The organism is Deinococcus multiflagellatus (assembly GCF_020166415.1).
Taxonomy (GTDB): domain Bacteria; phylum Deinococcota; class Deinococci; order Deinococcales; family Deinococcaceae; genus Deinococcus; species Deinococcus multiflagellatus.
This window is the reverse complement of the sequence record NZ_JAIQXV010000001.1, coordinates 577,537-598,854: the sequence shown is the minus strand read 5'-3', so window position 1 is coordinate 598,854 and position 21,318 is coordinate 577,537. Positions and strand designations below refer to the sequence as shown.

The following is a 21,318-nucleotide window of genomic DNA, read 5'->3' as shown; positions in this document are numbered from 1 at the left end:
CCCAGGGCGACCAGCCTCTGCTTCAGCCCAGCTTTTTCAGGCGGCCTTCCAGATCGCGGCGGGTGCGCTCGGCCACGGGAAAGGCCAGCCACGCCTCCAGGCCCTCGCGGGTCAGGGTGGGCTCCCCCACGTACACGTCAAACAGTTCGCCCACGGTGGGGGCGGCTGGGTCGCCGGGGAGGTGCGTGACGGGGTCGCCCGCGCCCACCGTGCCCTCGGTCAGCACGCGCAGGTACAGCCCGGGGCGGCGCATGCGAGCAAAGCGTTTCACAAAGGACCCCTCGCGCACATGCGCCGCCAGCGTGCCGCAGGGAATGCGCGGCGCGGTGACTTCCAGCACCACTTCGCCCGCCACGCCGTGGACCGTCAATCGGTCACCCACTCGCACCTCGGCCGAGGAGAGCCCGCTGAGGGTGAGGTTCTCGCCAAAGAGCCCCGGGCGCGCGGGGGCAGCGAGTTCGGCGGCCCAGGCGGCGTAGTCGGGCATGGTGTAGGCGTACACCGCCTGATCCGGGCCGCCGTGGTGCTTGCGGTTGAGGACGTGGTCGCCGTCCAGCCCGGCGCGCGTGACCCGCACATGGCCCGGCAGGGGGTGCTTGTCAATGCCCGTGACGGTGGCGCGCCCGCCCACTTTGAGCGCGGTGGGCTGACCGACGCACACCGCCGTAACCCGGAGTTCGTTCATGCCCCTCAGCGTAGCAAAGGCCCCGCCCTGGGGCGCAGCGTGACCGCCGTCCTGGCCGTCCTGGGAGCCCCTGTGCTGAAATACCGGGCGTGAGCAAGCCTGCCCGCCCCGCCCCCGCTGGTCCTCAGCCGCCGACCCCTGAGCCGGTGGCCCCCGAACAGCTGGCCCAGGGCCGCACCCTGACCCTGGCCACGCTGTGGGCGCTGTTTCTGCTGACGGTGCTGCCCTTCGTGGCCGGGCTGGTGCAGGGGCAGACAGAAGGGGCGCTGCGCCAGAGCCTCTACGCGGTTGCCACCGCCTTTCTGCTGGGCATGGTGTGGCGCGGCAGCATCTGGGCGTGGCGCCTGACCGTCAGTTTTGGCATGGTGGCCGGGCTGCTGGTCTTTGTGGTGGGCATGCTGGCGGGCGGCGCGTCGTGGCGGGGTTGGGTGGTCAGCGTGGCGGGTCTGGGCTACCTGGTCCTGGCCACCGCGCTGGTGGGCACGCCCAGTATCCGCGCGTTTCTGGACAGCCGCTGGGCGGCGCGGCGGCGGCCATGAGCGGCGAGCGGCGCTTTACTGTGCAGGGCACGAACAATGCCTTTACCTGCGGCCACTGCGGCACCCAGGTGCAGCCGCTGCAGAACGGCAGCGTGCGCAACCACTGCCCCCAGTGCCTGCACAGCAAGCATGTGGACCTCCTCCCCGGCGACCGCGCCTGCGACTGCCACGGCCTGATGCGGCCGGTGGGTGTGGAACAGAGTGGCAAGAAAGGCTGGGTGCTGCTGCACCGCTGCCAGAAGTGCGGTTTTCAGGGCCGCAACCGCGCGGCGCTGGATGACCCCGCGCAGCCCGACAGCTGGGACGCCATCGTGGCCCTGAGTGCCCGCAGCGGACAGGGGTAGCAGGCGGCGCCCCGGGTATTCCGCCGCGCCTCCTGTACATCCTGCATGGACGTTCCGGGCGTAGACCGCTTCAAGAGGGGCTGGGCTGCTTCAGCGGGCTTGCAGGATTGCCCCCTTCTTTTGTGCCGCTCTGCCAGACTGCTCGCCTGTACTGTGGCCGGGGGGATGGACAGCAGTGACTTTTCTGGCTGATCTCCCAGATTTCGGCACCTCCACCCAGCGCATGATGGATTTTGTAGGTCGGTGGGACTGGGATGCCATCGACCCTTGATCTGGTCGTCACTTGCCGCTACCCAGCAGTACGGTGGACATCCTGCGGCAGGCGCGGGCAGCGCGTTTGGTTGTACCGGAGTGGGAAGGGAAAGATAGCCTTAAGGGCCCACCCCACACTCGTAGAAAGTCCGTTGCTATGCAAGTTGCTCCACTCGCTGGATTCTCGATTTCACAGCCCCACTTCAGAACAAGAAAAGCTCCGCCTTGGACGGAGCTTCTTTCTTCTGGTGCCGGTGAGGGGACTCGAACCCCTACGGTTTCCCGCTCGATTTTGAGTCGGCGCCCCCCCGTCCACCCCCATCCATACCCGTCCAGAAACAGCGTCTCAGCCTGCCTTCTCATCCGCGCCCGTCCAACTCTGTCCAGCCCCGTCCGTGCTGATTGCTGTACGCGTTGCTGTACGGAGTGAGGTCCGTTCCGCCGTCTCCAACAGACTTCCCAGGCCAATCGCCGAGCGCCGGCGCTGACTGGCCAGCACATGGCTGTACACCTTCAAGGTGATGCTGGCGTCCGCATGGCCCAGGCGTTCAGCGAGCATCCGCACGTCCATGCCACTGGCGATGGCCAGTGAGGCGTAGGTATGCCGCAGATCGTGGAATCGGATAGGGGAGACTTCACAGCCGTCCCGAAGCGTCCGCCAGTGGTAGTCGATCCGCCAGGGCATGAGCGGCTCACCGTTCTGGTCGGGGAAGATCAGGTCATGGTCCGGCCAGACGCTGCCCGCCCCCAGCACGGCCGCCCGTTCCGCTTCCCAGGCGGTGCGCCGGGCACGCAACTGGTCCAGGCTGTCCGGGTCCAGCACGAGGTCACGCACGCCCGCAGCGGTCTTGGGCGTTTCAATGGTGGGCGTGTAGGCCACGCGCACCACGGTTTGCCGCACGCTGAGCGTGTCGCCCTGCAGGTCACTCCAGCGCAGGCCCAGCAGTTCCGCCTTGCGCATACCGGTGGTGAGCGCCAGGTAGAACAGTGCCTCTAAGCGGTGACCGCTGATGGCCTTGAGGAAGGTGCGGACCTCGCCCGGCTCCCAAAACGACATCTCTTTGCGTGGGGCCTTGGGTGGCCGGGTGTTCTTGGCGACGTTGCGGGGCAGCATGTCCAGGCTCACCGCGTAGTTCAGCATCATGCTGAGCAGCGTGCGGGCGTACTGGCTGGTGCGCGTGCCCTTTTCCTTGGCCAAGGCGTTCACCATGGCGCTCACGTCACGGGCGGTGAGCTTTTCCAGCCGGATCTTGCCCAGGTAGGGCAGGACGTACAGCCGGATGTTCATCTCGTAGGACTGGTACGTGCCGGCCTTCAGGCGGGTCTTGGCGTTCTCCAGATATTCCTTGGACCAGTCCTCGACGGTGGTGCTGTCCGGGGCGCGCAGGGTGCCCTCAGCCTGGGCCTTCTTCAGCTGATTGATCTTCGCCTGAACTTCCTTCTGAGTTTTGCCGTAGACGGTGCGCCGAGTGATTTTCCCTGTACCGGGGTGCCGGGCCAGGGTGACTTCAGCGCCCCAGATCTTCTTGTCTTCACGGTAGAAGATGGTGCCTTCACCATTCGCGCGCTTAGCCATGGGGAAAGCTCCTTTGAATAACCGTGCTGACGCAGGCGTAGGAGAGGGTACGGGGAGGGTTCACTTGGCGGGGAAAGGCGTGTTGTGCTTGATCGTAATGCCCTTGTTCTTGAAATCAACTTTGATATAGGAGAACTGCGCGTGTTGACCCTTCACGTAAAGCTCGACAATGTCATTTTGATCATGCGGGATAGGGCTAATCTTACCTTCAAAGAAGGCAGGTTTTAACGCGGCTCCATTGATTCGGTAACCTACAACAACATCTCTAAGAACGCCTGCGTATGGTTCGTAGCTGATCACCAGTTTTCCATTTTTGAGCTGAAGCGCGAGACGATCTTGATACCAGTCCTCACGAATGGACTCATAAACAAAATCACCTTCAAATGCCAGATCAATCTTTCCCGGCACATAGTTGGTTCTATCTGGATGCCCCTCGCGCCAGTAGGAAATCAGGCGTTGAAAATTCTGCTGAACATTACCTGTCAGAGTGAACGTGCCCATTTTGGATGTGGCTTTGAATCCAGAGCACGTCATAGTGTACGGTTGGCCAAATTCCTTGTATTCCGCTGGATTCGGAAATTTTGCAGGCACATAAATGTATGCCTCTGCTGTCACATCAAGGATGCTCCCATAGAAAATTCCATCAATGATTTTGAAATAAGTTGTCTGTGAGCATGGCAGTTTCGTTTGGGCAAAAGCAGAAGACCAGAGGGAAAGCAAGAGGACAGAAGCTATTCTTTTCATCTGATCTCCTTATTCTTCGATGACAACTAGGCCAACTGTCATGCTGGGATAACCTGGGACTTCAAACAGCGAGACGCCCTCTCCCTGGAAATCATCGTCAGGGTCAGGCATGGGGTCACCAATCCAGCAGGGCATGTGCCAGCGGAATGAGTAGGCGTAACGAATCTTGCCCTTGATAGCAACAAACCCGCCGAGGCGGGCGTTTTGGTTGTGGTGCACCACGCGCCTTAGCGCCTCATGCAGCAGCACCTTCTGTTCCTGGTGCAGCACCCACACCATCTGCGCGGTCAGGCCGTGCAGCTCGATGGCTTCCTGCACCGTTCCATCTGGAATCAGCAGGGCGTCCTGACCGACCGTAATGATGCTTTCCACGTGCGCTCTGATATTGGGCACGCTGGAATGGCGGTGCTGAATAACTTCCTCATAGGTGGGGTACTCAGGCTTCCCGCGTTCCCGGGCCAGCTTGTGACTGAGCTCATGGGCAATGTCACTGCGACGCCTCAGGGGATGTTGTTTCCGCTTGACGTGGATTTCAGTGCCCACCAGACGACTTTGATCCGCTTCAACGAGGGTGCAGCCCAGCCGTTCCGGCAGCTTTTCCATGTCCGTTTCGTTTTCAACCTCGTCATGCCTCGCTTTCTGGTAGGCGAAGAGGTTGTAGACGTCTGGGTCAATCATTCCTCTGGTTCCTCAGGGTCATAACCCATCCCCTTGAGGGCTTGGAATTCCTGTAGCCAGCCCTCGACATCCTGCGGGGTTTTCTTGCGTGGGGTGGTGACCATGAAATGCTGCCAGCGGTATTCGCGGATGCCCTGGAACATGGGCAGGTCACCGTACTGGTCAGCGGCTTCTTTCAACACATCGGGAATGACCGGGCGCTGTTTGGGAATGCGGTAACCCATGGCGCCCGCACTGAGAGCGGCTGACCTAGCGTTTGCAGCTGGCGGCTCATCAGGGAACAGCTCTGCGAACTCATAACCAGCAGCTTCAGCCAGCTCAGCCGGCGTGATGCGTAAAACTTCAGCGTAGGCCCGCAACTTGCGAGGGTGGACGTTCTTCAGGTTGACCTTCCCGTTCTCCCAATAACTCACTGCCTGCTGTCCAATCACCTCTCCGATACGGTCAGAAATCTGATTCGCGACCCAACCTTGAGAGGGTCGATCAGGCAGGGCCAGCCGCTTCAAGGTGAGCGGGGATGGTGTTGGTGAGGTAGTAGGGGGACGAACCATCACTTGCCACATGCTCCTTCGTTACGCGTCAACGCTTACACAAGTTGCTTTAACCGTACCTGTGTAAGTGTGGCAAGTCCACAAACAGCCGTGTAGGACGGCGGCAAAGCAAGACGGGAGAGGTCTTGCCTGTTACACACATATGTGTAATAATGAACCCATGCCAGAAACGCCTTCTACACTTCGCGAACTTCGCGAGCGAACCGTCAACCCGGAAACTGGGAAGGCGTTCACTGGTGAAGAAATCGCCCGCAAGCTCAGCGTCTCAACGAACACCTACTTCCGCTGGGAATGGGGTCAATCCGTCCCGAACGGCATCAACCTCATGCGTCTGGAAAAGATTCTGCCCGGTTCTACACATACACTGGTAGATGTAGAGGCTCAGTCCGCATGACCCCCGCCCGCGCTCTGTCCCCCACCGAACTGCTGGTGCTGACGCCTGAGCAGGCGGGCCAGCTGCTCGGCATCAGCCGCAGCAAGGTCTACGAGCTCATTCAGGCGGGCCAGCTGCCCACCATCACCGTCTTTTCCGGTGGCCCGGCCCGCATCACCCGCGCGGACCTGGACGCCTACGTCGTCGCCCGCAAGCGCGAGGCCACGGAAGCGCACGCCAACTACCTCACCCTGACCGCCCCGCGTGGGCGTGGGCAGCGCGCGGACACCCGCCGCTGAAACGAAAAAGCCGCGTTCCTGACCCTGAGAAGTCAACGCGGCAAAGGAGCGAATCCTATGAACAAAGTAACACGCGCCCAACTGATCGCCAACCTGAAAGCCGCCGGAGTGATTGCCCTCCAGTGCGAGGACTGTGGGTACAAGCACCCCCTGACCCGCCTGGGCTTCGGCTGCAACGCTGCGCACCCCGACATCGACGGGGAAACCTGCGACGGCTGGAATCTGAAGGAAGTCCGTTCCACCGTGAAACCCGCCCGCGTGCTGGCCGTGCCCTTCCAGCCCGTCACCGTCCAGGGCGGCGCGGCGTGAACCGCGACCGTTTTGGCGTCCACAGCACCGCCCGCCTGACCGGCCCGCTGGTCGGGGCGGTGCTCATCGCCGCGTGCGTGGTCCTGGCCGCGCTCTCCGGGGTGCTGGGATGACCAGCCACGCAGAACGCAACCTGCAGCAGATCGAGTGGCTGCGCGCGGACCTGCGCGAGAACGGTGCGCTGCGCCGCAGCCTCACCGGCGCCATGGCGGAACTGGGCCCGGATCACCCCGACTACCAGCACTACCGCGAGGCGGTGCGCGCCCAGCAGCAGGCCCGCATTGAACAGATCGAGCAACGCGCCGGGTACCGCCCCACGGTCTGGTGCCTGAACCCCGGCTGCCATATGCCCTACGCCGCCGAACTGCCCGCGTGCCCGGAGTGCGGCACGGCCACCCGGCCGGCGCCCACCGTGGCCACCACCCCCTGCCAGTGCGGCCAGCCCCGCCCTGAGAACGCCGCGTTGTGCCGCGACTGCGAGGACCATCTGTGAAAGCCCTGATCCTTGGCCTGACCGTTAGTGGTGGCGCCCTGCTGTTCCTGTACAGCCTGGGCCGCATCAGTGGCCGCCACCTCCCCACCGCTCCCGGCGCAGGCCAGTGCTGGACCTGCGGGGAAGGCTGCGCCGTCGGCACGCTGGTGTGCCCCAGTTGCGGGAAGGCGCTGTGAAGCCGCTGCCCATCCTGCTGCTCACGCTGCTGGGCCTGAGTGCCTACGGCCTGCTGCTGACCCTCGCCCCTGACTTCGGTCCCCGGATGCCTGCGTGGCAACGCGTGGCCTGCCCGGTGCTGCTCACCGTGGCGGTCATGTCGCTGCTGCAGGTGTGCCGCCTCGTCACCCGCACCAAAAAGGAGCTGAGCGCATGACGGCCATCGAATCCACCCGCACCGAAGAGCACATCACGCTGCTGGACGTGTACGCCGAGAACGGTGTGCGTGAAGTGACGCCCCGCGTCGACGCGCTGGCCACCATCAGCGCCGGTGCCAAGGCGAAGAACGCCAGCAACCCCACGATCAACCGCGACGGCACGATCAGCCTGCATGACCCGGAAGGCCGCGCCTCCGGTTTGGCGGCCACCCTCGCGGCCAGCGGCGGCAAGGTGCTGACCATCGCCTTCCCCTTCAATGACTGGGACAGCGTGGTGCAGATGCGCTTCGCCGAGTACAGCGCTTCTCGGCTGCTCTGCTTCGGGGACCAGCACAGCATCACCGAGATCACGGATAAGGGTGAGCGTAAAGTGCACCCCGCCGGCACACCCGAATACGACGCGCTGCGCAAGCGCTGCAAGGTCACGGTGAACGTGTATTTCGTGCTGGCCGCCTGGGACCTGAAAGACCCACAGGGCGGCAGCATGGGCCCCGGCGTGCTGTTCCCGGACGGCCTGGGCTTCTACCGCCTGCGCTTTACCAGCCGTAACTCGCTGGACAACCTGCTGAACACCTGGAAACTGATCAAGAAGATGTCGGGTGACCGCATCTCCGGCGTGCCGCTGGACCTGCAACTGGTGAACCGTGAAGTCAGCGGCCCCGACGGCAAGCGCCGCAACGTCCCGGTGTGGACCTTCACCATGAAGCCCCCGCAGGGCCTGCAGCTGACCAGCCGCAACTTCCAGGCCACGCTCAGCCAGGCGCTGAAGAGTGGGGAAGAGCTGATGCTGCCCGCCCCGGACGGGGACGAGATCGACGCCGCCTTCGAGGTCATCACCCCCGATCAGGACGAAGCGCCGGCCCTCACCGAGCGGCAGACCCGGGAACTGACCAACGGCTTCAACGCGGCGGCCGTGCGCACCAAGTACTTCGCCATCACGAACAACACCCCGTATGCGCACCAGCCCGGCCGCGCCCGCCTGATCACGGCCGTGACCGCGTACCACTATCAGGGCGACACGGAACACGTCACGGACAGCCTGAGCGAGGTGCTGAACCGCGCGGATCAGGCCCTGGCCGATGTGCTGCTGGCCAGCGCCGAAGCGTGGGCGGCGGGTTGGGAGGCACAGTGTGGTGCCATCCGCCGCGCCTACTCGGCCGCCAAGACCGCTGGCAAAGACACCGACGCCCTGAGCACGGAATTTGACGGCTGGCGCACCGATGAGGAAAAAGCGGCTGAACTGCTGGACCGCCTGCAAGCCCTGACGGCCTGACGCCTGCTGGGGCTGGCCGGCGCTGGCCCCACCTTACCCCCCGAGGTCTGCCATGAAAAACGAATATCTGGTCCGCGCGCACCGCACCGAAACCAAACTCGACACCCGCGACAACCTGATGAGCCAGTTGGACGTGCAGGTGCCCGCCGACGCGCTGGAATTCCTGCGCGCCGCCCACAACGCGCAGGAAACCAAGGACGTGACCTTTCAGGTGCAGGTGGTGAACACCCGCGACGGTGACTACCGCACCCTGAAGTTCACCAGCAAGGGCAGCAAGATGAAGGACTTCGTGCCGGTGGCCACGCTGGAAAAGTTCTGCGACCCGCATGACAACCTGACCGCCCTGTTCGACCGGGCCGCCTTCGAGCTGAACCTGATCGTGGAGGTGAAAGAGCGCCAGCGCCCCGACGCCAAACCCCTATTTGAAGAGGAAGAGCAGGAACCCACCGTGATCGTGGCCGGTGTCCTGAACGCCCCGAAAGAAGTGCTGGCCCTGCCCGGTACCGAGGACATTCAGGACGCGGAATTCGTTGACGCCTTCCCCGCTGCTTTTCTGGATGCCTGCACCGCTGACCAGTTGGGGCAGCTGTTCGCCCACCTGAACTTCGGCAAGCTGACCGATCCCACGGAAGAGGAACTGGCCGGCGCCCGCGCCAAGCTGCTGAAGTACTGGCACCTGCTGGAAGGCACCAACATCGTCGCCAAGATCCGTGATGAGCAGGCCACTCGCAGCACCGAAGACGGTGACGCAGCATGAGCGAGCTCAGCCCCCGACAGATGACGCCGGGGCTGCATTACGCCTGGGTGCGTGACCTGCGGCCCCTGGACAACCGGCAGCGCGAAGCGTTCCTGGCCAGCCTCGCCATGCACTACGGGCAGAGCGCCGCAGACAAAATCCGGCGCGACGTGAACCGGGGCGTGGCGGCATGACCAAGGGCACCCCCGACTACCTGCAGGCCGTGAGCGCCGACGGCCACCTGATGGGCAGCACATGCGACTGGCCAGCCGGGTACGGCGCCGAGTGGCAGAGCCTGATGGAAGGGCAGGGCGGCACCGTCACCCGCCTGACCCATGACGAGTACCGGCAGCGTGCCCTGGCCCTCCCGAAGCACGGCCAGACCATCACGCATGCCGAGTACGGCGAGGGGACCGTGAAGGCGGTCCTGCCGGAGCTGGACGCGGTGGTGGCGAAGAGCCAGCGTGGTGAGTTCCTGGCGCGCCCGGGCACCTTCACCATCGGTGACCGGTTGACCTACACCCATGAGGGCCAGCAGATGACTGGCACGGTGCGCGGCGTGTTCCCCGACGGCCAGCTGCGCGTGGTGGGTGACGGGCTGAACGTGATGCACGATATTCCTGCCCCCGCCGTCGCCCGGGATGCTTACACCGACTTCCTGAACGCCAAAGTGGTGGAAGCCCAACCCATGGGTTTCACCCCGGCGGACCTGCCCGAGGTCCTCAAGCCCTTCCAGCGTGACCTCGTGACCTGGGCGCTTGAACAGGGCCGCGCCGCTCTCTTCGCTGAGCGTGGCCTGGGTAAGGCGCTGATGGAGCTTACCTGGGGGCATCAGGTGGCGGGGCACACCGGCCGCCCCGTGCTGATCCTGGCCCCACTGGCCGTGACTTTTCAGCTGGAAGCGGAGGCGCAGAAGTTCGGCCTGCCCGCCATGGTGTGGGACGGGGGCGCGCTGCCAGACGCACCCGTGGTGCTGAGCAACTATGAAAAGCTGGACGCCCTGACCGAAGCCGGGCACATCGGCACCTTTGCCGGGGTGGCACTGGACGAGAGCAGCATCCTCAAGAGCTTCATGGGCCGCACCAAGATGGCCTTGATTGAAGCCTTCCAGGGCACGCCCTACCGCCTCGCGGCCACGGCCACGCCCAGCCCGAATGACATCGTGGAGCTGGGTAACCACGCCGAGTTCCTGGGGATCATGGAGCCGGGTGAAATGCTCACCCGCTGGTTCATCAACGACACCACGCAGGCGCAGACCTTCCGCCTGAAGCGCCATGGTGAGGCTGAGTTCTACCACTGGTTGAGCACCTGGGCCCGCGCCCTGCGCCTGCCCAGCGACCTGCAGGAAAGCTATTCCGATGAGGGCTACGCCCGCCCCGCGCCGGAGTACGTGGTGCACACGGTGCAGACCGATCACACCGGCGCGGCCGAGGAAGAGGGGCGCTTGTTCCGGCAGGTCAGCGCCAGCGCCACCAGCCTGCACAGGGAACTGAAGCTCACGCTGGATCAGCGCGCCGCCCAGGTGGCCGCGCTGGTGGCGGCTGAGTCCCAGGAACCCTGGGCGATCTGGGTGCACACCAATCAGGAAGCCGAGGCGGTGTGCCGGCTGATTCCGGAGGCCACCGAGGTCCGGGGCAACATGACGGCCGCGCAGAAGGAAGAGGGGCTGCGCGCGTTCAGTGAGGGCCGCGCGCGGGTGCTGGTGACCAAGCCCAGCATCGCGGGCTGGGGCATGAACTGGCAGCACTGCGCCCGCACCGCCGTGGTCAGCCTGAACTACAGCTTTGAAGAGCTGTACCAGGTGGTGGGCCGCTTTGACCGCTACGGCCAGCAGCGGCCCGTGCAGGTGCACCTCGTGACCACCGACACGCATCAGACCGTGCTGGGCACCCTGCGCCGCAAGGAAGCCGAGCACCGCGCGATGCAGGACAAGCTGATCGCCGCCACCCGCACGGCCGCGCGCGGCCAGAGCGTCCGGCTGGACGTCGGGCCGGCGCACCGGCGCACCGTGGAAGGGGACGGGTACCGGCTGTTCAACGGGGACTGCTGCGAGGTCATCAAGGGGCTGGACACCCACTCACACGACTTCCAGATCTTCAGCCCGCCCTTTTCCAACCTGTACAGCTACAGCCCGGACCTGCGGGACATGGGCAACACGGATGACGATCAGCACTTCTTCGCCCACTTCGCCTTCCTGATCCCGGAACTGCGCCGCACCCTGAAGCCGGGGCGCCTCTGCGCCGTACACGTCAAGAACCTGCCCATCTATGCCAGCCAGGAGGGCTACACCGCGCTGCGCGACTTCCGGGGTGACACCATCCGGGCCTTCCTGAACGCGCCTCGCGGCGAGGATGGCAGCTTCTGGAGTTACCACAGCGAGATCTGCATTGACCTGGACCCGGTGCGGGAGATGCAGCGGACCAAAGCGGACGGCCTGCTGTACAAGAACATCCGCGAGAACGCGGCAAAGAACCGCCAGGGCATGGCCGAGTACGTGGTGGTGTTCCGGAAATGGGGCCCAGGGATGGATGAAACGCCCCGCGTAACCCATGACCCAGCCGAGTTCACCCTGCCGATGTGGCAGAAGTACGCGGCGCCGGTCTGGTACGACATCAACCGCACCGACGTGCTGAACGCCAAGATTGCGCGCAGCGACGATGACGAGAAACACCTGGCGCCCTTGCAGTTGGACGTGATCCGCCGCTGCGTGACGCTCTGGACCAACCCCGGCGAGGTGGTGTTCACGCCTTTCCTGGGCATCGGCTCCGAGGTGTACGGCGCCCTGCAGGTGGGCCGCAGGGGCGAGGGCGTGGAACTGAAGCCCGAGTATTTCACCTGGGCTGAGCGCCACGTGTCCCAGGCGGCTGAGCAGGCCGCCACGCGCCTCTTCCCGCTGGCCGCTGGGGGTGCATGATGGCCCCCGCGAAGAACCTGAAGCTGCACCCGGAGGGCCCCACGTCCCAGGAACCCGCCAAGGGCCGTCAGGGCTTCACCACCCTGGATAACGAACAGGACACCTCGGTGCTCTACGCCCTGGATAACGCCCTGGTCAAACCCGCGCTGGTGCTGCTGGCCCACCGCAAGATGCGCCCCATCCACTGGGGTGAGGTGGCCCAGCTGATCGGCCGGGGCCACACCCAGGTGCAGGCCAACCTGCAGCGCCTCGCGGACCTGGGGCACGCGGTGGGGCATGACGGGCAGTGGGCCTGGGCCGGATCGAAGGCGGCCGGGCAGCTGGAACTCCGGAAGACCGGACGGAAACCCGTTCGGAAATCCGTCCGGAAATCCGGATTCAACGCACCGAAAAATGACGTGTGGGTGGGGAAAAGTGTCAGCCCTAAAGAAGTGAAGCTAAGTGAAGCTAAGAAAATAAACCCAACCAACAACGTCTCTTCCACGAATTGGCCAGCCCAGCCCGCACCGGTTGGTGTTGCTGGGGGGGCAATGGTCGGAACAGATCAGAACCCCAGCACGGCGCCTGACGGCGCGGCCTCTGGCGAGGCCGGGGCCACACACCTGAACCCGTTTCAGGTTGAAACCGCATACCACCACGGAGGGGGCGAGAACGTGACAGACACGGAACATGTTCCGGCCGCCGCGCCGGCCACGTACCGCGCCGCGCAGGAGATCCTGACCGCCGCCGGGGCGTGGGACATCTGGGCGGCCTGGACGAAGGCCCGCAAGCTGGACCGCGCCGCACAGGACGCGCAGATCATCCAATTCGCCACCTGGGTGCAGGAAGGCCGCGCCAGCGAGCTGCGCCAGCACGCCGGTGAGATCACGGTGGCGGGCAGCTACGCCCACCCGTATCTGGCCCTGGCGGATCGCATGCGGCGCGCGGCGAAGGTGCAGCAAGCTGAGACCGCCAACCGCGCCAACGTGCGCAAAGGCGCGCAGTGCCAGCCCGGTGAGCGGCGCCGCGCCCCGAACGGGCAGGTGTGGACGATCGAGAGTGTGGAGCACGGTCTGGTGTACTTCGCCGAGTCCAACGCCCCCCTGGACCTGGGTGACTTCATCGTGGCCCGCTGGTCACTGGAAGGGGGTGCGGCATGAACGACCTCACCCCCCGCGTTGCCCCGCATGACACCGCTGCCGAAATTGCCCTGCTGGGCAGCGTGCTGCTGGACAATGATGCCCTGACCAACACGGCGGTCAGCCAGCTGCAGCCCGCGGACTTCTACCAAGCCAAGCACCGCCTGATCTGGGCGGCCGTGCCGGCGCTGCGGGATGCCCGCACCCAGGACGGTCAGCCCGGCCCGGTGGACCTCATCACCCTCAGCGCAGAGCTGACCCGGCGCGGCCAGCTCGACGAGGCCGGAGGCCTGACCTACCTGATGGGGCTGGCCGATCAGGTGCCCACCGCTGTGTACGCCGAGCATTACGCGCGGATCGTGCTGGAAAAGGCCACGCTGCGCGGCAAGATCGCGGCGGCCGGGAAGTTGATGCAGGCCTGTTATGACCAGGCCGTCCCGCTGGAAGAGATCGACGCCATGACGGCACTGATCCCCAACCTCACCCGCTTTGACTCCGGACTGGAGCGGGTGGGGGACACGGTGCGCGCCGTGCTGGAACAGGCGGCCCAGGGCACCGGCCCGAACGGCGCGCCCACCGGCCTGAAGGACCTGGATGAACTGATGGGCGGCCTGGAACCCGGGCGCCTGTACGTCCTGGCCGCCCGGCCTGCGATGGGCAAGACCGCTGCGGCGTTCCAGATGGCGGTGCACGTGGCCAGGGTGCGCGGCCGGGTGCTGGGCTTCAGCCTGGAAATGCCCACGGAAGAGATCACGGCCCGCCTGCTGTGCAGTGAGGCGCGCGTGGACCTCAAGCGCTTCAGTGAATCCCGCCGGGGCCAGGGCAACCTGAACGACCGGGACTGGGAGCGCCTGACCCACGCGGGTGCTCACCTGGACGGCCTGCGCCTGGACATGCTGGCCAAGCCCGGCCTGAAGCTGCAGGAACTGCTGGACGCGGTGCGGCAAGCGCACCGGGACGAACCGCTGAGTCTGTTCGTGCTGGATTACCTCCAGCTCGTGCAGGTGAGCGGCCGGGCGGGGGAGAACACCGTGCAGCGCGTGACCATGATCAGCAGCGCGTTGAAGGGCCTGGCCATGGAACTGGGCATTCCTGTGCTGGCTCTCTCCCAGCTCAGCCGCGCGGTGGAACAGCGCCCCAACCACCGGCCCATGCTCAGTGACCTGCGTGAGTCGGGCAGCGTGGAACAGGACGCCGACGTGGTGATGTTCATCTACCGCGACGAGTACTACAACCAGGAGACCGATCAACGGGGCATCGCGGAGTTCATCCTGGGTAAGCAGCGCAACGGGCCCACCGGCACGGTGAAGACCCAGTTCCACAGCGCCTTCACCCGCTTCAACGACCTCGCCCCGGAATACGTGGGGTCGGCATGAGCAGTCGGCTTGAGGACCTGAGTCTGATCCGCTTGACCGAGATAGCGGCGGACTATGGCGTGACCGCTGACGCCGTTGCAGACACGTTCAAGCGGCACGGCAAGCGCCTGTACAAGCTGGGACGGGTGCAGGCTGCCAGCCTGTCGGAGCTGGAATGGTACGCCTCACACCGCGAGCGCCGCGCACCCACCGTCCTGAAGCGCCCCGCTGGGTGGCTGGGGATCAAGCAGGTGGTAGATCGACTCAACCTCACCGCCTCGACGGTGGGTGAACTCAATGAACGGGGTGACCTCGACGCCGTGCGCGTGGGGAACCAGTACTTCTACAACCCTGAGCACGTGGAACGGGAGCGGCTGAAGCGCAGTGGCGTGCCGCCCGCCTGGGTGGCCATTGCGGACCTGATCCATGAGCACGGTTGGCGGGATGACATTCCTTACCGGCACGTCCGGCGCCTGGGGTTGCAGACCTTGAACTGCATGGTGCGCGGCGACAAGGGCACCGCAAAGCGTCTGGCCATCCGCCGGGAAGATGCCCCGCGTCTCGTGGCCGTGATGAGCCTCCCCTTCAACTACCCCGGCCGCATGACCACCACGCAGCTGTGTGCCGCCTGTGGCGTGACCTCCCGCACGGTGCACAGCTGGGTGTACCAGGGCATGCCCACGCTGCAGTGCCGGCATTCCTCGTACTGGTTTGACCCAGCAGAGGTCCTGGCCTTCTTCGATCAGCACAGCCCTGCCCAGGATCAGCGCGCCGCCCGCCTGCGCGCCCACCTTGCCGAGCAGGACAGGAGCGCCGCATGAGCAGCTATTGGAAGCGGCGTGCCGGCCGCGTCATCTGGCCCCTGGTGCAGGCCGGTCAGAAGGCTGGCACCCCGGCAAAAGAGATCCTGCGCCAGATTGACCAGGCCTACCCGTTCGGCACCCGGGAGCATCACCCCTACAAGATGTGGCTGGAAGTCCGGAAAGAGGCGATCAAGGCGCTGGGCCTCGAAACCAAATCCACGCAGCCCCGCCTGATCGGGCCACTGTTCGGGGGTCAGGCATGACGGCCCTGCAGATTGAGGTCCGGGCCCTGACCCTGGAACAGGAGATGCAGGCCTGGGGCGCGGCCTACCACACCGCGCAGCGCACCCTGAATGACCGCGCCCGGGAGGCGTACCAGCTCTACCTGCGCTGGACCGCCGCCGGGCACACCGGGGACTTCAGCGCCACCCTCGCGCGGCACGCTGGCCTGTCCCGCACCACCGCGTGGCGCGCGTGGCGGGCCGGGTACGCCCTGAGCCTGGGCGCCACATCCGGCACGGATCAGGGAGACCTGATCGACGCGGCGCGCGCCCTGGACGGCGGGGCCAGCACGGCCGAGGTGAACACCGCTCTGGCCAACCACACCGTGCGGGATCTGGCCCAGCAGCTCGACACCGGCCACGTGGGGCGCCGCATGACCAGCGAGGCGGCCCAGCTGCGGGAACAGGTGCAGCGCCGCCTGGGCGTGCTGGGCCTGGATCACCTGCAGCCCGCCGAGCGTGACGAACTCGTGTTCCGCGCGTTCCTGACGGTTTCAGATGAAACGCTCACCGGGATCGTGCGCGCCTACCGCGCCGGCACGGAAAACAAGGGGGATGAGGCATGAACACGGTTCAAGGTCTTTGGCTCGTGGCCTGCGCGCTGGCGCGCGGCCGTCGCTACACCCGGAAGCAGGAGATCCGCCAGCGCCTGAGCACCCTGCACCTCGTTGACTCCGAGTCCTGCATCAGCCTGGACGATTACATCCAGCGCCGTGAAGCGCGCCTGCCTGGGGGTGAGGACTGATGGCCAGCCACGCGCAGATGGTTGAACAGTTCCGGGCAGGGAAGTACGTCGACACACGTGGTGACGTGGGCTTCGTCGCCCTGAAGCATGTCCAGGCGCTGGGCCACATTGAAGTGGAGCAAGGCCAGCACGTGGCCTATGTGGTCACGGTGCGGATTCATCCGCTGCGCATTCCCCCCTTCGCAACGGCACAGGCGGCTGACGACTTCATTCAGCAATGCAGGGCAGCGTGCCCCCTCGGGAAGGTCTTCGCATGAAGGCGCCGCGCCCACTGTTTCTGGTGGCCATGCAGCTGGACTCCATGGCCTCGGCTGTCCGGTCTGGCATCCCCGTGCGGCCCGAAGCGCTTGAGGAATACGCGGGCAAGGTGCGCGCGGATCTGGAAGTGCAGACCGCCCAAGCCAGGCGGTTGACCTACCTGCATCAACTGGCCGTGGAGGCCAGCCGCACGGATAGCACGGGCCACGCCGTCCGGGCTGCGCGTGACGAGCTGGTGCGGGCCGCCCTGGCACTGGGGGGTGAGGGTGCGTGAGCGTGACATGGTTGTGCGGCAACCCCAGGCACTACGGTCGGACTCGGATTGAAGCGCCGGACCGCGACACTGCGGCCCAGACTTACGCGGGCAAAACCCTGGGCCCAGAGGCCACGATCAGTTACGTGGGGCAGGGCTGGTACGACGCCACCTTCCCTGGATACAACGGTGGACCGCCTCACACCTACGCGAAGCGGTTCAGAGTGGCGAAGGCACCCGCTCAGGCGCGGCGCGGGGTGGATGAGGGTGCAGCCCGCCGCGCTCTGATGGGGTTGCATCGGGCGGGTTGGGCCGTGACTGAAGCCGCGCTTCGCACCCCGCCCCGTGGGGAGCGTCACGAGGAAGGCCGCGCCGATCTCCTGGTGCTGCCTGACGATGAGGGCAGCATCGGGTACGAGATCAAGACGGACCGGGACACCCTGCACCGCCTGCCCCGGCAGGTGCGCGGCTACGACCGCACCTTCGGCCGCCGGGTGCTGGCCACCACACCCCGCCACCTCGACGCCGCCCTGCCCCTGCTGCCCCAGGCCTGGGGTGTGGTGCTGCTGGACTCAGCGACACACGAGGTGCGTGAGTGGGTGCGGGAGCCGCAGGAAGGGGCGGGTGAAGCAATCCGGGCCGGGTTGCTCACCGGTGAGCTGTGGAGCACGGAACTGAACGCCCTGCTGCGCGACATCGGCCACGTCCGCAATCGCAGCCTGACGAATGATCGGCGCCTGGAGATCCTGCGCCGGCACTACAACACCGCTGCACTGCTGGAGCTTACGTTCCGCACCCTGGCCGCCCGTCAGGGCACCCGCGTCACGGCTGTGCGCCTGGACGGTGACCGCTGATGCCCCGAAAGCTGTTGACCCTGGAAGGCACCTCTGTTGCGCTGCTCGCCGTGGCCTGTCTGGAACCACGCACGAAAGTGGAACTGCTGGAGTGTGCTTCCGGGCGCGACGCTGAACTGCTGCAGGTCGGACTGGAAACCGCCCGCAACGCCGTGGACCGCCTGTTCAATCTGGGCCTGCTGGCCCGGCAGCGCCTGAAGGGGCGCCAGCCGGGCCGCGTGTACGGGTACACCCTCACGCCCGCTGGCGAGGACATGTTGAACCGTGTGTGGAAGGAACGGGCGCAGCGCTCCCAGCAGGGGGCAGCATGATCCGCTTCGTCATCCCCGCGATGCTGTGCCACGCCAAGAAGAAAGGCCTGGACGGCAAGATGCGCAAAGTCCCAGGCCCGCCCACGGTGCGCAAGCTGGTGGGCTACTACACCAACGGCAAATCGCCGAACTTTGACCGGGCCAGGGAGTACAGCGACTGGAAGCAGCACGTGGCCCGGCACGCGCCCGCCATGGTGCTGGACGCCACCCGCGCGCACCCCATCCGGGTGGACGTGTGGTGCTTCTTCCCCAATGGCGCCCACAGTGACCCGGAAAACGTGCGCAAGGGCATCGTGGACGCGCTGTTTCCGGGCGGGGACAAGTACGTGTACGGGTATCATCACTTCCCCCAATACGACCCGGCCCAGCCCTGCGTGGTGGTGGAGGTGACCCCTTGTGGACGTTGACGCGCTGGCCGAGCTGCGCGCCCGGCGGGCAGAAGCGGTCTTTGACCACGCCGCGAAGGGGCTGTGGGTGCGCTACGGCATCGGCATCACCCCCACCGAGTACCTGCGCCTGTGCCAGGCCCTCGACCGGGTGCTGCCCCGATTGCACGTCCGGCCCAGTGGCAGCCACCCGGGGCGGTGCTGCGTGATCTATCCGGTGTAGGGCCGCTGGGTGGAATTCGTCTTCGACCCAGCCCAGGGCCTGATCATCACCGCGCTGACCAACCGGGGCACGGTGCTGCCCCTGAAGGGTCGGGTGCGCCGTCAAATCGAGCGTGCCCGGCGTCACCGCCGATCCCGCCGCCGCATTCAGGAGGACTTCCTGTGACTGATGACTTTCCATCCGCCGCTCAAGCCCGCGCCACGCTGGATCAGCGTTCCAATCTGCGCGCCGAGTCCGAACTGCTGCAGCTGCGCACGAAGATCAACCACGCCATTGAACGGGGCGAGTGTGAAGTGAGGGTGTCTGGACTGCAGCCGGTCACGGTGCACCGCCTGCAGGGTCTGGGGTACCGGGTCCAAAGCCGTCAAGCGGGGCCCAACGAATCCGAAGTGGTGGTGAGCTGGTGACCCTGCGCCTGTTGCCCTGCCCGCACTGCAGCGTCGCCTTGGGCGTTAGCAGTCGCACTGATGAAGGTGAGCGGGCGAAGTGTGGTGGGTGTCGGCAGGTGACCATCTACCGCGACGGCCAGCTGCGCACTCCTGCTCAGGATTTCTGGGCTGAAGTCAGTGAACAACTCCGCGCGGCAGCCCAGGCCGCCTCTGCCGCCTTCCAACAGTTCTGCGAGGCGATGAAGCGGGTGGTACAGGACAAGTTCATGCTCCAGCGCGTCCGACCTCGCCAGCGGATGTGGCCCGAGGTGCGGCCCCGCACCCTGCACCTCGCCCTGCAGGCCAACGCCCGCGCACCGCACCGCCCCCAGGACCGCCGCCCCGCTCGCACGGCCGCCACCCGCCGGAGGTAACCCTATGCCCCGCAAGCCTCGCAGCTACGTTGACCAGGCCGCCCGGCGCATCACGCGGGGCACGGTCCATAACAGTCCCGCCTTCGTGATCCGCATCGCCCGCACGGAAGAGTTCTGGAATGCCCTGCTTGATGGTCAGCGCGGAATCTTCTGGAGCCGGAACGGGAAAAAGGCGCGTCGCAAGGTGGTTCGTAGGCACCCTGTCAAACACTAAAGAAATCCCCAAGAGTTTTGGCGCGTTTGCGTGCCGCTGAGGTACACGTTGTTAGACGCCCCCACCAACACGAAGGAAGCGAAGCGCTACCGGGTCAGCCCCCAGGACATTCAGGTCCTCGAAGGCCGGGCGGCCCGGTGGCCGGGCGCCGGCACGGTCAAGGATCAGGCCCGGGCGGTGTACCAGCTGCAGCTGGACTTCCTGCGCGCCGGGGTCTTCGGGCTGGATTACCCCCGCTGGCTCGCCCGGCACAGCGGCCTGAGCGTCTACACCTGTTACTACCGCATGCGCCTCGGACTGGCCCTGGCCGTCACCAGCAACCCCGACCAATCCGTCCCCGCCCTCCTCGCTGAGTTGCGGGAACGGGAACGCACGCCGTTTCAGGCTGAAACGTGGCTTGACGAGCCCCCCGCGCCACCCCGGCGCCGCAACCGGAAGCGCGGCCGTTCCAGAGTGAAACGGCGCCCGGGGAACCGCAGCGCCCAGCAAGCCCTGACCGAAGCGGCCCAGGCCTGGGCGAAGCGGGAGTGGGGGAAACGCCCGGACGCGAGGCAGGCCGCCCAGATCCGCCTGATGCAAGAGGTGCACGCGCAACTGGCCCTCTCGCGCAGCTTCCCCCGTTGGCTCAGCCGTGCCACCGGCCTTCCGGAAACGAGCGTGCGCCGGTACCTAGCTCAATGTGCGGCGCTCGACGCCTATGTCTACAGCGACTGATCTAACTCAAGCGTCTGGCCAGAACCTTGTGCCCCATCACGTGATGCGGTTCGGCGCGGCTTAACACCTCCACAACTTCCCACACCTCTTCAGCGGGATCTTTCCAACTCCATACAACGATTGAGCCGGGGACAACCTCCCATCCCTGCCCGACCTTGATTGTTGCGAAGTTGCGGTCCTTGTGAAACTCGCGGTGTGCGGCCTGGATTGGTGGTTCACTGCCGTCTGACATGAGTTCAGTCTAGGGTTTTGTTGTCACCTTCAGGTCCAATCTTGCCCTATGGAAAAAGAAGCGGTTATCGCCCTGATCAATGCCCTTGAGGCTGGCCGGATCACACCAGAACAGGCCCGCGCCCATGTGGCGGCCGGTCTGAGTGCTGAACAGGTCAAGACCCTGGCCAATGCTGAGAAGCCCTATTACGGTCCGGGCTGATGTATTCCCAGGCGCCAACCCTGGTACCGGAGCAGGAATACATGCTGGACAGGCTCATGCCCGTGTCTGGTATCGCGGTGGACTATGCCCGGCGGGAACTTGACCGCACCGCGCTGAGTGACGGCATCAGCCCCAAGGCGTACATCACTGCGTTCCGGGTGATTGAGCCGCCCTCAGCGCCCTTCCCGAAACGCGCCGCGCTCAGCCCAGCGGCCCGAAAGAAACAGGCCCGCAAGGCCAGGAAGGCCGCCCGGAAACGCCAGCGCGTTTAACCCGACACCTGACTGCCGAACCCCGCCTAGTGCGGGGTTTTTGCTGTCACACACGGCACGAAACTACCCGCATGACCACCACCCGCAAGGCGGGCGGCACGGCCGGCCCGCAAGGCGACGACGCCACCCCAACAGACCCCAACAACAGCTTTTCTC

The 21,318-nt window shown here is 65.7% G+C and carries 37 protein-coding genes; 31 read left to right on the top strand and 6 right to left on the bottom strand.

From position 1 onward, the window contains the following. Positions 1–22 precede the first annotated feature (22 nt). Positions 23–685, bottom strand: a complete 663-nt coding sequence (locus K7W41_RS02960; protein ID WP_224604531.1) for an MOSC domain-containing protein — start codon at positions 683–685, stop codon at positions 23–25. 89 nt (positions 686–774) lie between these two features. Between K7W41_RS02960 and K7W41_RS02955 the strand changes: the two genes are divergently transcribed. After that, positions 775–1,224, top strand: coding sequence for a hypothetical protein (locus K7W41_RS02955; RefSeq protein WP_224604529.1), 450 nt, complete (start codon positions 775–777; stop codon positions 1,222–1,224). Beyond that, positions 1,221–1,568: an RNHCP domain-containing protein gene (locus K7W41_RS02950; RefSeq protein ID WP_224604527.1), complete on the top strand. Its 348-nt coding sequence runs from the start codon at positions 1,221–1,223 to the stop codon at positions 1,566–1,568. Before K7W41_RS02955 ends, K7W41_RS02950 begins: the two co-directional genes overlap by 4 nt. 598 nt (positions 1,569–2,166) lie before the next feature. On the opposite strand, the gene K7W41_RS02945 is transcribed toward K7W41_RS02950, so the two are convergent. Genes K7W41_RS02945 through K7W41_RS02930 form a run of 4 tightly spaced genes read right to left on the bottom strand, consistent with a single transcriptional unit; the run spans position 2,167 to position 5,324 of the window. After that, positions 2,167–3,396 carry a tyrosine-type recombinase/integrase gene (locus tag K7W41_RS02945; RefSeq protein WP_224604524.1) on the bottom strand — a complete coding sequence of 410 codons (1,230 nt, stop codon included), beginning with the start codon at positions 3,394–3,396 and terminating at the stop codon, positions 2,167–2,169. Between the two features lie 60 nt (positions 3,397–3,456). Then, complete coding sequence (locus K7W41_RS02940) at positions 3,457–4,140, bottom strand: hypothetical protein (protein WP_224604522.1); 684 nt, start codon at positions 4,138–4,140, stop codon at positions 3,457–3,459. A gap of 9 nt (positions 4,141–4,149) precedes the next feature. Beyond that, on the bottom strand, positions 4,150–4,818 hold the full coding sequence (locus tag K7W41_RS02935; protein WP_224604519.1) for an ImmA/IrrE family metallo-endopeptidase: 669 nt from the start codon (positions 4,816–4,818) through the stop codon (positions 4,150–4,152). Continuing rightward, complete coding sequence (locus K7W41_RS02930; RefSeq protein WP_224604516.1) at positions 4,815–5,324, bottom strand: helix-turn-helix transcriptional regulator; 510 nt, start codon at positions 5,322–5,324, stop codon at positions 4,815–4,817. The genes K7W41_RS02935 and K7W41_RS02930 overlap by 4 nt, the downstream gene beginning before the upstream one ends. A 205-nt stretch (positions 5,325–5,529) precedes the next feature. Here K7W41_RS02930 and K7W41_RS02925 point away from each other — a divergent pair, with 205 nt between their 5' ends. The 27 genes from K7W41_RS02925 to K7W41_RS02795 all read left to right on the top strand — a co-directional run bounded on the left by K7W41_RS02925 (position 5,530) and on the right by K7W41_RS02795 (position 20,457). Further along, the gene (locus K7W41_RS02925; RefSeq protein ID WP_224604513.1) at positions 5,530–5,763 is read left to right on the top strand and encodes a helix-turn-helix domain-containing protein; all 234 of its coding nucleotides are present in this window, start codon (positions 5,530–5,532) and stop codon (positions 5,761–5,763) included. Next, positions 5,760–6,041, top strand: coding sequence for a helix-turn-helix domain-containing protein (locus K7W41_RS02920; RefSeq protein ID WP_224604510.1), 282 nt, complete (start codon positions 5,760–5,762; stop codon positions 6,039–6,041). The genes K7W41_RS02925 and K7W41_RS02920 overlap by 4 nt, the downstream gene beginning before the upstream one ends. A gap of 57 nt (positions 6,042–6,098) precedes the next feature. Next, positions 6,099–6,350 carry a hypothetical protein gene (locus K7W41_RS02915; RefSeq protein ID WP_224604508.1) on the top strand — a complete coding sequence of 84 codons (252 nt, stop codon included), beginning with the start codon at positions 6,099–6,101 and terminating at the stop codon, positions 6,348–6,350. A 109-nt stretch (positions 6,351–6,459) separates the two neighbouring features. Continuing rightward, the gene (locus K7W41_RS02910) at positions 6,460–6,843 is read left to right on the top strand and encodes a hypothetical protein (protein ID WP_224604503.1); all 384 of its coding nucleotides are present in this window, start codon (positions 6,460–6,462) and stop codon (positions 6,841–6,843) included. After that, complete coding sequence (locus K7W41_RS02905) at positions 6,840–7,019, top strand: hypothetical protein (RefSeq protein WP_224604500.1); 180 nt, start codon at positions 6,840–6,842, stop codon at positions 7,017–7,019. The genes K7W41_RS02910 and K7W41_RS02905 overlap by 4 nt, the downstream gene beginning before the upstream one ends. Beyond that, on the top strand, positions 7,016–7,216 hold the full coding sequence (locus K7W41_RS02900) for a hypothetical protein (protein WP_224604495.1): 201 nt from the start codon (positions 7,016–7,018) through the stop codon (positions 7,214–7,216). Before K7W41_RS02905 ends, K7W41_RS02900 begins: the two co-directional genes overlap by 4 nt. Then, positions 7,213–8,490 (top strand): recombination directionality factor, encoded by a 1,278-nt coding sequence (locus K7W41_RS02895; protein WP_224604492.1) that lies wholly within the window; start codon positions 7,213–7,215, stop codon positions 8,488–8,490. The genes K7W41_RS02900 and K7W41_RS02895 overlap by 4 nt, the downstream gene beginning before the upstream one ends. A 52-nt stretch (positions 8,491–8,542) precedes the next feature. Beyond that, positions 8,543–9,247, top strand: a complete 705-nt coding sequence (locus K7W41_RS02890; protein ID WP_224604489.1) for a hypothetical protein — start codon at positions 8,543–8,545, stop codon at positions 9,245–9,247. After that, positions 9,244–9,420, top strand: a complete 177-nt coding sequence (locus tag K7W41_RS02885; RefSeq protein WP_224604486.1) for a hypothetical protein — start codon at positions 9,244–9,246, stop codon at positions 9,418–9,420. The genes K7W41_RS02890 and K7W41_RS02885 overlap by 4 nt, the downstream gene beginning before the upstream one ends. Further along, positions 9,417–12,140: a DNA methyltransferase gene (locus K7W41_RS02880; protein WP_224604484.1), complete on the top strand. Its 2,724-nt coding sequence runs from the start codon at positions 9,417–9,419 to the stop codon at positions 12,138–12,140. The genes K7W41_RS02885 and K7W41_RS02880 overlap by 4 nt, the downstream gene beginning before the upstream one ends. Continuing rightward, positions 12,137–13,279, top strand: a complete 1,143-nt coding sequence (locus tag K7W41_RS02875; protein ID WP_224604482.1) for a hypothetical protein — start codon at positions 12,137–12,139, stop codon at positions 13,277–13,279. Before K7W41_RS02880 ends, K7W41_RS02875 begins: the two co-directional genes overlap by 4 nt. Further along, a complete protein-coding gene (dnaB, locus tag K7W41_RS02870) occupies positions 13,276–14,634 on the top strand; it encodes a replicative DNA helicase (RefSeq protein WP_224604480.1) in 1,359 nt (452 codons plus the stop codon). The genes K7W41_RS02875 and dnaB overlap by 4 nt, the downstream gene beginning before the upstream one ends. Further along, entirely contained in the window at positions 14,631–15,434 is an 804-nt protein-coding gene (locus tag K7W41_RS02865; protein ID WP_224604477.1) for a helix-turn-helix domain-containing protein, read from the top strand. Before dnaB ends, K7W41_RS02865 begins: the two co-directional genes overlap by 4 nt. Next, positions 15,431–15,679 carry a hypothetical protein gene (locus tag K7W41_RS02860; RefSeq protein ID WP_224604475.1) on the top strand — a complete coding sequence of 83 codons (249 nt, stop codon included), beginning with the start codon at positions 15,431–15,433 and terminating at the stop codon, positions 15,677–15,679. Before K7W41_RS02865 ends, K7W41_RS02860 begins: the two co-directional genes overlap by 4 nt. Continuing rightward, positions 15,676–16,263 carry a hypothetical protein gene (locus K7W41_RS02855; RefSeq protein ID WP_224604473.1) on the top strand — a complete coding sequence of 196 codons (588 nt, stop codon included), beginning with the start codon at positions 15,676–15,678 and terminating at the stop codon, positions 16,261–16,263. The genes K7W41_RS02860 and K7W41_RS02855 overlap by 4 nt, the downstream gene beginning before the upstream one ends. Then, positions 16,260–16,442, top strand: a complete 183-nt coding sequence (locus K7W41_RS02850; RefSeq protein ID WP_224604471.1) for a hypothetical protein — start codon at positions 16,260–16,262, stop codon at positions 16,440–16,442. Before K7W41_RS02855 ends, K7W41_RS02850 begins: the two co-directional genes overlap by 4 nt. Then, a complete protein-coding gene (locus K7W41_RS02845) occupies positions 16,442–16,699 on the top strand; it encodes a hypothetical protein (RefSeq protein WP_224604470.1) in 258 nt (85 codons plus the stop codon). The genes K7W41_RS02850 and K7W41_RS02845 overlap by 1 nt, the downstream gene beginning before the upstream one ends. Further along, positions 16,696–16,974 (top strand): hypothetical protein, encoded by a 279-nt coding sequence (locus K7W41_RS02840; protein ID WP_224604466.1) that lies wholly within the window; start codon positions 16,696–16,698, stop codon positions 16,972–16,974. The genes K7W41_RS02845 and K7W41_RS02840 overlap by 4 nt, the downstream gene beginning before the upstream one ends. Further along, the gene (locus tag K7W41_RS02835) at positions 16,971–17,807 is read left to right on the top strand and encodes a sce7726 family protein (protein ID WP_224604463.1); all 837 of its coding nucleotides are present in this window, start codon (positions 16,971–16,973) and stop codon (positions 17,805–17,807) included. Before K7W41_RS02840 ends, K7W41_RS02835 begins: the two co-directional genes overlap by 4 nt. Continuing rightward, positions 17,807–18,118 carry a hypothetical protein gene (locus K7W41_RS02830; RefSeq protein ID WP_224604460.1) on the top strand — a complete coding sequence of 104 codons (312 nt, stop codon included), beginning with the start codon at positions 17,807–17,809 and terminating at the stop codon, positions 18,116–18,118. The genes K7W41_RS02835 and K7W41_RS02830 overlap by 1 nt, the downstream gene beginning before the upstream one ends. Then, complete coding sequence (locus tag K7W41_RS02825; RefSeq protein ID WP_224604458.1) at positions 18,115–18,525, top strand: hypothetical protein; 411 nt, start codon at positions 18,115–18,117, stop codon at positions 18,523–18,525. Before K7W41_RS02830 ends, K7W41_RS02825 begins: the two co-directional genes overlap by 4 nt. Then, on the top strand, positions 18,515–18,727 hold the full coding sequence (locus K7W41_RS02820; RefSeq protein WP_224604456.1) for a hypothetical protein: 213 nt from the start codon (positions 18,515–18,517) through the stop codon (positions 18,725–18,727). Before K7W41_RS02825 ends, K7W41_RS02820 begins: the two co-directional genes overlap by 11 nt. A 9-nt stretch (positions 18,728–18,736) precedes the next feature. After that, positions 18,737–18,892 carry a hypothetical protein gene (locus K7W41_RS02815; RefSeq protein ID WP_224604454.1) on the top strand — a complete coding sequence of 52 codons (156 nt, stop codon included), beginning with the start codon at positions 18,737–18,739 and terminating at the stop codon, positions 18,890–18,892. Then, entirely contained in the window at positions 18,889–19,134 is a 246-nt protein-coding gene (locus K7W41_RS02810) for a hypothetical protein (protein WP_224604452.1), read from the top strand. Before K7W41_RS02815 ends, K7W41_RS02810 begins: the two co-directional genes overlap by 4 nt. Positions 19,135–19,232: 98 nt before the next feature. Then, the gene (locus K7W41_RS02805; protein WP_224604450.1) at positions 19,233–19,529 is read left to right on the top strand and encodes a hypothetical protein; all 297 of its coding nucleotides are present in this window, start codon (positions 19,233–19,235) and stop codon (positions 19,527–19,529) included. A 4-nt stretch (positions 19,530–19,533) separates the two neighbouring features. Beyond that, complete coding sequence (locus K7W41_RS02800) at positions 19,534–19,743, top strand: hypothetical protein (protein ID WP_224604447.1); 210 nt, start codon at positions 19,534–19,536, stop codon at positions 19,741–19,743. A 30-nt stretch (positions 19,744–19,773) separates the two neighbouring features. Next, the gene (locus K7W41_RS02795) at positions 19,774–20,457 is read left to right on the top strand and encodes a hypothetical protein (RefSeq protein WP_224604444.1); all 684 of its coding nucleotides are present in this window, start codon (positions 19,774–19,776) and stop codon (positions 20,455–20,457) included. A gap of 1 nt (position 20,458) precedes the next feature. Here the strand turns inward: K7W41_RS02795 and K7W41_RS02790 are convergent, their stop codons facing one another. Further along, positions 20,459–20,689, bottom strand: a complete 231-nt coding sequence (locus K7W41_RS02790) for a hypothetical protein (protein WP_224604441.1) — start codon at positions 20,687–20,689, stop codon at positions 20,459–20,461. 48 nt (positions 20,690–20,737) lie between these two features. Here K7W41_RS02790 and K7W41_RS02785 point away from each other — a divergent pair, with 48 nt between their 5' ends. Both K7W41_RS02785 and K7W41_RS02780 read left to right on the top strand, forming a co-directional pair. Continuing rightward, complete coding sequence (locus K7W41_RS02785) at positions 20,738–20,890, top strand: hypothetical protein (protein WP_224604440.1); 153 nt, start codon at positions 20,738–20,740, stop codon at positions 20,888–20,890. Between the two features lie 41 nt (positions 20,891–20,931). After that, positions 20,932–21,162, top strand: coding sequence for a hypothetical protein (locus tag K7W41_RS02780; protein ID WP_224604439.1), 231 nt, complete (start codon positions 20,932–20,934; stop codon positions 21,160–21,162). Positions 21,163–21,318: the final 156 nt, after the last annotated feature.

Coding starts and splice junctions, on each gene's coding strand:
- K7W41_RS02860 (WP_224604475.1), top strand. CDS start 15,431: ATGAGCAGCTATTGGAAGCGGCGTGCCGGCCGCGTCATCTGGCCCCTG.
- K7W41_RS02855 (WP_224604473.1), top strand. CDS start 15,676: ATGACGGCCCTGCAGATTGAGGTCCGGGCCCTGACCCTGGAACAGGAG.
- K7W41_RS02945 (WP_224604524.1), bottom strand. CDS start 3,396: ATGGCTAAGCGCGCGAATGGTGAAGGCACCATCTTCTACCGTGAAGAC.
- K7W41_RS02960 (WP_224604531.1), bottom strand. CDS start 685: ATGAACGAACTCCGGGTTACGGCGGTGTGCGTCGGTCAGCCCACCGCG.
- K7W41_RS02910 (WP_224604503.1), top strand. CDS start 6,460: ATGACCAGCCACGCAGAACGCAACCTGCAGCAGATCGAGTGGCTGCGC.
- K7W41_RS02840 (WP_224604466.1), top strand. CDS start 16,696: ATGAAGGCGCCGCGCCCACTGTTTCTGGTGGCCATGCAGCTGGACTCC.
- K7W41_RS02850 (WP_224604471.1), top strand. CDS start 16,260: ATGAACACGGTTCAAGGTCTTTGGCTCGTGGCCTGCGCGCTGGCGCGC.
- K7W41_RS02825 (WP_224604458.1), top strand. CDS start 18,115: ATGATCCGCTTCGTCATCCCCGCGATGCTGTGCCACGCCAAGAAGAAA.
- K7W41_RS02920 (WP_224604510.1), top strand. CDS start 5,760: ATGACCCCCGCCCGCGCTCTGTCCCCCACCGAACTGCTGGTGCTGACG.
- K7W41_RS02950 (WP_224604527.1), top strand. CDS start 1,221: ATGAGCGGCGAGCGGCGCTTTACTGTGCAGGGCACGAACAATGCCTTT.
- K7W41_RS02935 (WP_224604519.1), bottom strand. CDS start 4,818: ATGATTGACCCAGACGTCTACAACCTCTTCGCCTACCAGAAAGCGAGG.
- K7W41_RS02915 (WP_224604508.1), top strand. CDS start 6,099: ATGAACAAAGTAACACGCGCCCAACTGATCGCCAACCTGAAAGCCGCC.
- K7W41_RS02845 (WP_224604470.1), top strand. CDS start 16,442: ATGGCCAGCCACGCGCAGATGGTTGAACAGTTCCGGGCAGGGAAGTAC.
- K7W41_RS02780 (WP_224604439.1), top strand. CDS start 20,932: ATGCTGGACAGGCTCATGCCCGTGTCTGGTATCGCGGTGGACTATGCC.
- K7W41_RS02895 (WP_224604492.1), top strand. CDS start 7,213: ATGACGGCCATCGAATCCACCCGCACCGAAGAGCACATCACGCTGCTG.
- K7W41_RS02875 (WP_224604482.1), top strand. CDS start 12,137: ATGATGGCCCCCGCGAAGAACCTGAAGCTGCACCCGGAGGGCCCCACG.
- K7W41_RS02865 (WP_224604477.1), top strand. CDS start 14,631: ATGAGCAGTCGGCTTGAGGACCTGAGTCTGATCCGCTTGACCGAGATA.
- dnaB (WP_224604480.1), top strand. CDS start 13,276: ATGAACGACCTCACCCCCCGCGTTGCCCCGCATGACACCGCTGCCGAA.
- K7W41_RS02880 (WP_224604484.1), top strand. CDS start 9,417: ATGACCAAGGGCACCCCCGACTACCTGCAGGCCGTGAGCGCCGACGGC.
- K7W41_RS02940 (WP_224604522.1), bottom strand. CDS start 4,140: ATGAAAAGAATAGCTTCTGTCCTCTTGCTTTCCCTCTGGTCTTCTGCT.
- K7W41_RS02830 (WP_224604460.1), top strand. CDS start 17,807: ATGCCCCGAAAGCTGTTGACCCTGGAAGGCACCTCTGTTGCGCTGCTC.
- K7W41_RS02785 (WP_224604440.1), top strand. CDS start 20,738: ATGGAAAAAGAAGCGGTTATCGCCCTGATCAATGCCCTTGAGGCTGGC.
- K7W41_RS02885 (WP_224604486.1), top strand. CDS start 9,244: ATGAGCGAGCTCAGCCCCCGACAGATGACGCCGGGGCTGCATTACGCC.
- K7W41_RS02800 (WP_224604447.1), top strand. CDS start 19,534: ATGCCCCGCAAGCCTCGCAGCTACGTTGACCAGGCCGCCCGGCGCATC.
- K7W41_RS02925 (WP_224604513.1), top strand. CDS start 5,530: ATGCCAGAAACGCCTTCTACACTTCGCGAACTTCGCGAGCGAACCGTC.
- K7W41_RS02890 (WP_224604489.1), top strand. CDS start 8,543: ATGAAAAACGAATATCTGGTCCGCGCGCACCGCACCGAAACCAAACTC.
- K7W41_RS02790 (WP_224604441.1), bottom strand. CDS start 20,689: ATGTCAGACGGCAGTGAACCACCAATCCAGGCCGCACACCGCGAGTTT.